The sequence below is a fragment of the Myxacorys chilensis genome, from assembly GCF_059505265.1.
This window is the reverse complement of record NZ_JCACKG010000194.1, coordinates 77,931-84,156: the sequence shown is the minus strand read 5'-3', so window position 1 is coordinate 84,156 and position 6,226 is coordinate 77,931. Positions and strand designations below refer to the sequence as shown.

Here is a 6,226-nt window from a genome sequence, read left to right as displayed (position 1 = left end):
AATCGCCTTTGGACTAGTCATTTAGACCCAAACAACATGTCTGAGACATTACCGATTCCCGCACAATCAGGACAATGAATTGGCTCTAATACCATGATGCTGAAGGATTAGATAAGTTCACCCTCTATTTCAGCAGATTCTCTCAGTCACAACAACATATCTGGGACATTACCGCAGAACAGAAATGCCCAGGCTACTTAGAGGGACAGCAGAAATATGCCAAGCAGTACCGTGCCAGTGTTCACCGCTGGAGCTATGGCAGACTCATTGAGAGTATTCGGAGCCAAGCAACCAAACTTGGCATTGCGATCGAGGAAGCGAAACAACCGCGTGCTGGGAAGATAGAAGAGAAAGCCCGAGATGTCGCGATCGCAGCGTATCAAGCTCGCGCTTGAAGAAGGCGATTCCAAAAGCTTTGTACCTTGAAAACTGAATAATTTAAATGCGCCGCGGCGTAGACTGCTTGCAGTCTACGCTTCGTGCAAAATGAGGGTTAGTTTGGCTGTCTGCCGACAGTCTTGCTTTCTGACCCTGGTAGCTGCTCACCCGGATGCCGTCGGATGAGAAACTTTTGCTTCTCAAAAGAGATTAAGTCATGATTGAAGAGCTAGTCTACTTCAATTATGGCGTAGGTGCGCTCCCGGCAAAAAGGGCGCGGATGTACTGCTGTAGTGGCTACCGAATCACCCCCAATCAAGGGGGAACCCGCTTCTATTCTTCATTTCAGCGATTCGTAAAGGAGCAATTCCTTGCAGCGATCCGCGCAAAGGCTGATATTCCTTTGTTCACTGGGTTTCACGATGTTAGATCATCTCTAAATTTTGAAACCTTAGGTCTGGAGAAGGGATAGGCAATGCGATCCGCACCAACATCTTCTACACCCTTCATCAGGTTTGGGTTCTAGAAGACTGCGGTCGCAATCACCTGTCTCAACTGAGGCAGGTTGAAAGTCATGGCGTCCAGATTGGGCTTGCCTGGATTCAGGTCGCAATCACCTGTCTCAACTGAGGCAGGTTGAAAGTCGATCGACTTAAACAGCTCCTTCCAAAAGCGACGGTCGCAATCACCTGTCTCAACTGAGGCAGGTTGAAAGCATGATTAAAGACGGTATCCGTTGCCACTCCAAGTCGCAATCACCTGTCTCAACTGAGGCAGGTTGAAAGCATAAACGACGCATGACCCAACGAGTACTCTGAAGTCGCAATCACCTGTCTCAACTGAGGCAGGTTGAAAGTAAGAATCCGGGTTGCATACTTATCGGGAACGGTCGTCGCAATCACCTGTCTCAACTGAGGCAGGTTGAAAGGATGTGGTGCATGTCGCTCAGACCTGGATCTTTAGGTCGCAATCACCTGTCTCAATTGGAGCAGGTTAAACGATCCTTCATGTGATCAGTGAGCCATTATCATTGCAATCGCTTATTCTGAAAAGGCTCAATTTGCTGAGCTTGATTCCTAGCGAGGATATGCAAATCCCGTACGCGAACAGGGTGGGTTGAAAGCTTACAGGTAGACTGTCTAGCTTGAAGGTGCAGGCTTTAAGGTCAAGGAGTCTCATTCACGAGGAGCCTAGACAAGTACCACCTTGGCTCAATCAGTTAGCACTAAAGTGTCTGTTGTCACTTCCTAATTAAGTTACACATAGTACATGTTCAAATAGCGACAAGTAATTTGTCACTACTGCTTAAATGACAACAATCTGTCATCGCGACAAGTAATTTGTCTCGACGACACTAATTTGTCACCGACGACATTTAATTAGTCACTGTACATTTAAACAAAAAATTGCCTGACTCTTAAAAGCCCCCAGAGTCAGGCAGTCTACCTGTAAGGACGCCTTGTTATCGAAAAAAACTAAACAAACTTAGTTGCCCCCTAGTTGCTTAGCTCTGTCGTAATTTGTCTCGACGACACTAATTTGTCACCGACGACATTTAATTAGTCACTGTACATTTAAACAAAAAATTGCCTGACTCTTAAAAGCCCCCAGAGTCAGGCAGTCTACCTGTAAGGACGCCTTGTTATCGAAAAAAACTAAACAAACTTAGTTGCCCCCTAGTTGCTTAGCTCTGTCCGAATGCGTTCCTCAGATTTGAATCTAGTATGGAATACTTACGGGTATTCCCCCTCAAAGAAAGTACTCATTTTTACATCAATTTTGAATTTAGCACGTAGAAGAATTCCGTAAATTCTCTCCCTGCACTTGCCAAAACACCCATTCAAGTGGGTTCAAATTTAGCTTGACGGAAACTCCTGAGCTAAAGCAGATAAAATTAAGACAGACTCAGTTCGCTATACCGAAGCAAGCCGCAACTCATGCTAATTCCCCTTAGCCGTAAAAAATTTGAAGATTTAATTCCGCTTGTCGCGACAGGCGCTCAATACAAATACTGTTGGGGAAAGTTTCCGGATTTTCTGAGACGGATCCTCGTGTCTATCTCAGCCCTCGCGTCTATCCTTTTAATTCGAGCGGTTTTTGGCTCTGGAGAATTCCAAGACAGCTTACAAAGCGTAACGTTCTTCATCGGATTGTTTGCATTGGTCTATTGGCTATGGAGTCCAGTTTTGCAAGCGAGCTTACGGAACTTCGCTTACCGGCGCTATAAATTTTCTGGTTTTTTGCAGGGAGAGGTGTTAGATGTTTACCTCAGTGACGAATTAATTAGCACTGAAGAGAATGTCAACAATCGAGGCGAGTTGGTGGTTGTTGAAAACCGAGAGCGCCGAATTAATCTAGAAGTTGGGGACGAATCAGGATTTACAACTTTGCTACAGGTTCCGCTTCGACAAGAGCATCAAGCCATTTTGCCGGGAGACGCTGCTGAACTGCTAGTCGTCTCTAATCGCCCAGATTTGGGGCGAATTGCAAAAGTCTCAGACATCTTTATTCCTCGCAGTGGAATTTGGGTAAGCGATTATCCTTACCTGCGGCGCGATGAATTTGAAGCGGTGAGCCGTAGGTTGGAAGCGGATGGATACGTTGAGTCTGAGGAGAATTACGACGAATCGCCAAGAAGGCAGTTTTACACCGAAGAACGTCAACGTTCTTCTCGCACTGAAGTACCTCGACGTTCTGCTCGCTTAGCCTATGATCAGCCTAACGATCAGTATGATGAAGCTCCGAGAAGAAACTCCCCTTCTCGGTCACTTAAATCATCTGAAGACTCTATCCGCGCCGACTCTCAAGCACGACCTAGAAAGCGCATTCCAAAAACTGGTGCAAACGGAAACGATCTATATCGCCGAGTCGATCCTCGCGATTAGCATTAGGCGCAACTAACGTCTGAGGCTCTTTGCCGTCTTTATCAACACTAAAGAGTCATTGTTTAAAACTGACAGAGCAGAATGGGGTGCAGTTCTACCAGTCGTATATGACGGAAATGCGATCAGTTGCGTCGCTACAGAAATTACTCGCCAATCAATGACGCTGGGCCTAACAGCGAGATGTAAGCTGTCCCAAAACAACGAAGTGCGGCACTTTGAGCCGTTTCAGCCGTGACAGCCGCAACTTCTTCCTGAAAGCGCGTATCAAACTCTACACCAAGTTCAAGCGTCTCGTACCAACCAAAGATTTGCGCTAATTGAGAATTTGTTTGTTTACCTAGTGCATATTGTCCAAGCAATTTATTCTTGGCGGTTTGTAGTTCTTCTGACGTGAGAGGCGTGGTTTGGAGGCGATCTATCTCGGTTTTGAGTCCGTCAAGCGCGATCGCAGTATTGACCGGAGCCGTTCCCATATACGTGACAAAATGCGATGTGTTGAGCCGAGTGGGATAGAAGGCAGACACTTCATATGCTAATCCTCGCTTTTCTCGCAACTCAACAAACAAGCGACTCGATAATCCGTTGCCCAAATACGTATTCAATAGCTTTAGGGCCACATAATCGGTCATAGCTCCATCCGCTTGCAGGGAAGGAGCCAAGTAGCCCAACATCACAATGGACTGTTGCGTTTCTTGAGGCGTTGTCACCCGATGTTCAGTCGGTGAGGTTCCGTTTGACTGCCCCGTGATCGCTGGAAAATTTAGTATCGGGCGCTGTTTTGACCCAGCGCTCCAGTCGCCAAAGCTTTCTTCTACCAGTGCAACAGCTTCATCTGGAGTAATTCGACCAGCAATGCTGATGACCAAATTATCGGGGCGAAAATGAGTTTCATAGTACTCTTGCAAATCTTGACGAGTCAGCTGAGACACCGTTTCTTCGGTTCCTAAACCTGACAGCGCATAGGGATGCTGACCATACATCGCTTGACGCAACTGATCAAAGGCAACGGTAAACGGCTGTTCTTGCTGGGAACGAATGGCTTGTAGCGTGAGCCGCTGTTCTAACTCGACTTCGGCTTCTGGAAATGTGGGCGATCGCATCAATTCTGCCGCCAACGACAGCATATCTGCGAAGTCGGACGACACTGTTTTTAAGCTGAGCAAGAAGTAATCTGATGCCGCATCCGTTCCCAGACTTGCGCCAATTGATTCGACTCGCTCTGCAATATCTAACGAGGAAAGCCGCTCAGTTCCTTTCGTTAAAACGGCTGAAAGGAGGTGAGAAAGCCCGGATTTTTCTCGCGATTCCCAACGAGTCCCGGCTTTGAGAAACAGCCGCGCCGCAATAATGTCGGCAGACGGATTTTCGATCACGAGTACCGTGATGCCATTGTTCAAAATGCGACGATGAATGGTGCGATTTTGAGGAAGCGCAATAGTTGAAGTCACGGTAAGAAAATCCTTGGCGCGGGAACTGCCTGAAACACACCTCATTCTAGCGGCTCAGGTGCAGAGTTGCGAACTACAGATGTTTAACGCTACAGAGGTTTAACGACGACTGCCGCATAGCGGTAGGGCGAAAGATACTGACTCGCCAGATTTTGCAGATCTTCAGTGGTAAATTCTTTGATCCATTGAGGATAGGCGATCGCAGTCTCTAAATCTGCCAAGGTGTGATAGTAGCCGTAGAGTCCAGCAATTTGGCTGGGTGTCTCGGTCGAGAAGGCATGATCGTTGCAAAGCAAGCGTTTGCTGCGCTCTAATTCCGATTCGTTTATTCGGGCGGTGATTAGGTGAGAGAAGCGATCGCAGATCAGTGCTTCAACGCGCTCCAGATTTTCGGCATCTAGCCAAGCCGTGATTGTAAATAAGCTCGACTCTTGCTGCAAGGAAAATCCGCTACTCACTTCTTGTACCAACTGACGCTCTTCGCGGAGTTCTTGCACAAGTCGCGACGTTCGCCCTTCGGCTAACGTGGCAGATAGCAGATCCAATCCGCACGCATCTTTGATCGGATCAAGATGTTGTTCGGGTGAAAAGCGGTTCCACGGTAGGACATCATCGCGCTTTTCCTGCATGAGAGGATCGATGCCGGGACCCATCCATGCCATCATTAGTCGAGCTTGTTCTAGTCGAGGCAAGCGTAATTCTTGCCGCCGAATGTCGGTCATGGGCGGTTCTGCTTCAGCCTCATGCTGAGGGCAATCGCCCGGAGATGGAAAATCTCGGAACGATCGCTCGACTAAAGCAATCGCCTCGTCTTGATCCATGTCGCCAACCAGCACAACCGTCATATTTTCCGGCTGATAGTGGGCGCGATGAAACGCTCGCATTTCAGACGGCGATCGCTGCATTAACAGTTCCTCAGTGCCCAAAATCGGACGCCCGTAAGGATGGCGTTGATAGACACCTTCAATTAATGCCTGAAATGCAAGACAGTCCGGACTGTCATAGGTTTGATAAATTTCCTCAAAGACCACCTCGCGCTCACGCACAAATTCCTCATCGGGAATCGCGGCATGGAGCAGCAGTTCTGCTAAATAGGGCAATGTATCGACTAAATCTGGAGCGGCAAGGGTCATGAAATAGTGGGCATAGTCGTAGCTGGTTGCCGCATTCGTCATGCCGCCTCGACCCTCGATCGCATAGTCAAACTGCCCCGGCAGAATGCGATTGGTTCCCTTAAAGATCATGTGTTCAAGAAAGTGCGCCATCCCCGACCACTGATCAATTTCGCGAATTGAGCCTGCTTTGACCCACACATCAACAGCAGCAACTCCGCATCCTGGAATGTATTGATGAATCAGCGTTAGTTTGTTGGCCAGTTTGAGGGGAGTTGCTGGTAACGAAAGGGTTGATTGGGACGTTCTAATAAAATTCAAGGTAAGTGTTGACCTGAATTAGGGGAGTACAACTGAGACTAAGTAAGGTTGAATTGAGAAACTGAGAAGCAATAATTTCGCG

General features: G+C 47.7%; 4 protein-coding genes and 1 CRISPR repeat array. Of the genes, 1 reads left to right on the top strand and 3 read right to left on the bottom strand.

Annotated features, from left to right (window positions below; translation table 11 throughout):
• Window positions 1–197: 197 nt before the first annotated feature.
• The gene (locus AC5JLB_RS17850) at window positions 198–410 is read right to left on the bottom strand and encodes a hypothetical protein (protein WP_495875173.1); all 213 of its coding nucleotides are present in this window, start codon (window positions 408–410) and stop codon (window positions 198–200) included.
• 503 nt (window positions 411–913) lie between these two features.
• Window positions 914–1,378: direct repeats of the CRISPR family, unit length 37 nt; unit sequence GTCGCAATCACCTGTCTCAACTGAGGCAGGTTGAAAG.
• A gap of 937 nt (window positions 1,379–2,315) precedes the next feature.
• Here AC5JLB_RS17850 and AC5JLB_RS17845 point away from each other — a divergent pair.
• On the top strand, window positions 2,316–3,263 hold the full coding sequence (locus AC5JLB_RS17845; RefSeq protein ID WP_495875172.1) for a DUF8619 family protein: 948 nt from the start codon (window positions 2,316–2,318) through the stop codon (window positions 3,261–3,263).
• 143 nt (window positions 3,264–3,406) lie between these two features.
• Here AC5JLB_RS17845 and AC5JLB_RS17840 read toward each other — a convergent pair whose 3' ends face one another.
• Both AC5JLB_RS17840 and AC5JLB_RS17835 read right to left on the bottom strand, forming a co-directional pair.
• On the bottom strand, window positions 3,407–4,711 hold the full coding sequence (locus AC5JLB_RS17840; protein WP_495875171.1) for a M16 family metallopeptidase: 1,305 nt from the start codon (window positions 4,709–4,711) through the stop codon (window positions 3,407–3,409).
• An 89-nt stretch (window positions 4,712–4,800) separates the two neighbouring features.
• A complete protein-coding gene (locus AC5JLB_RS17835) occupies window positions 4,801–6,144 on the bottom strand; it encodes a M16 family metallopeptidase (protein ID WP_495875170.1) in 1,344 nt (447 codons plus the stop codon).
• Between the last annotated feature and the right edge of the window lie 82 nt (window positions 6,145–6,226).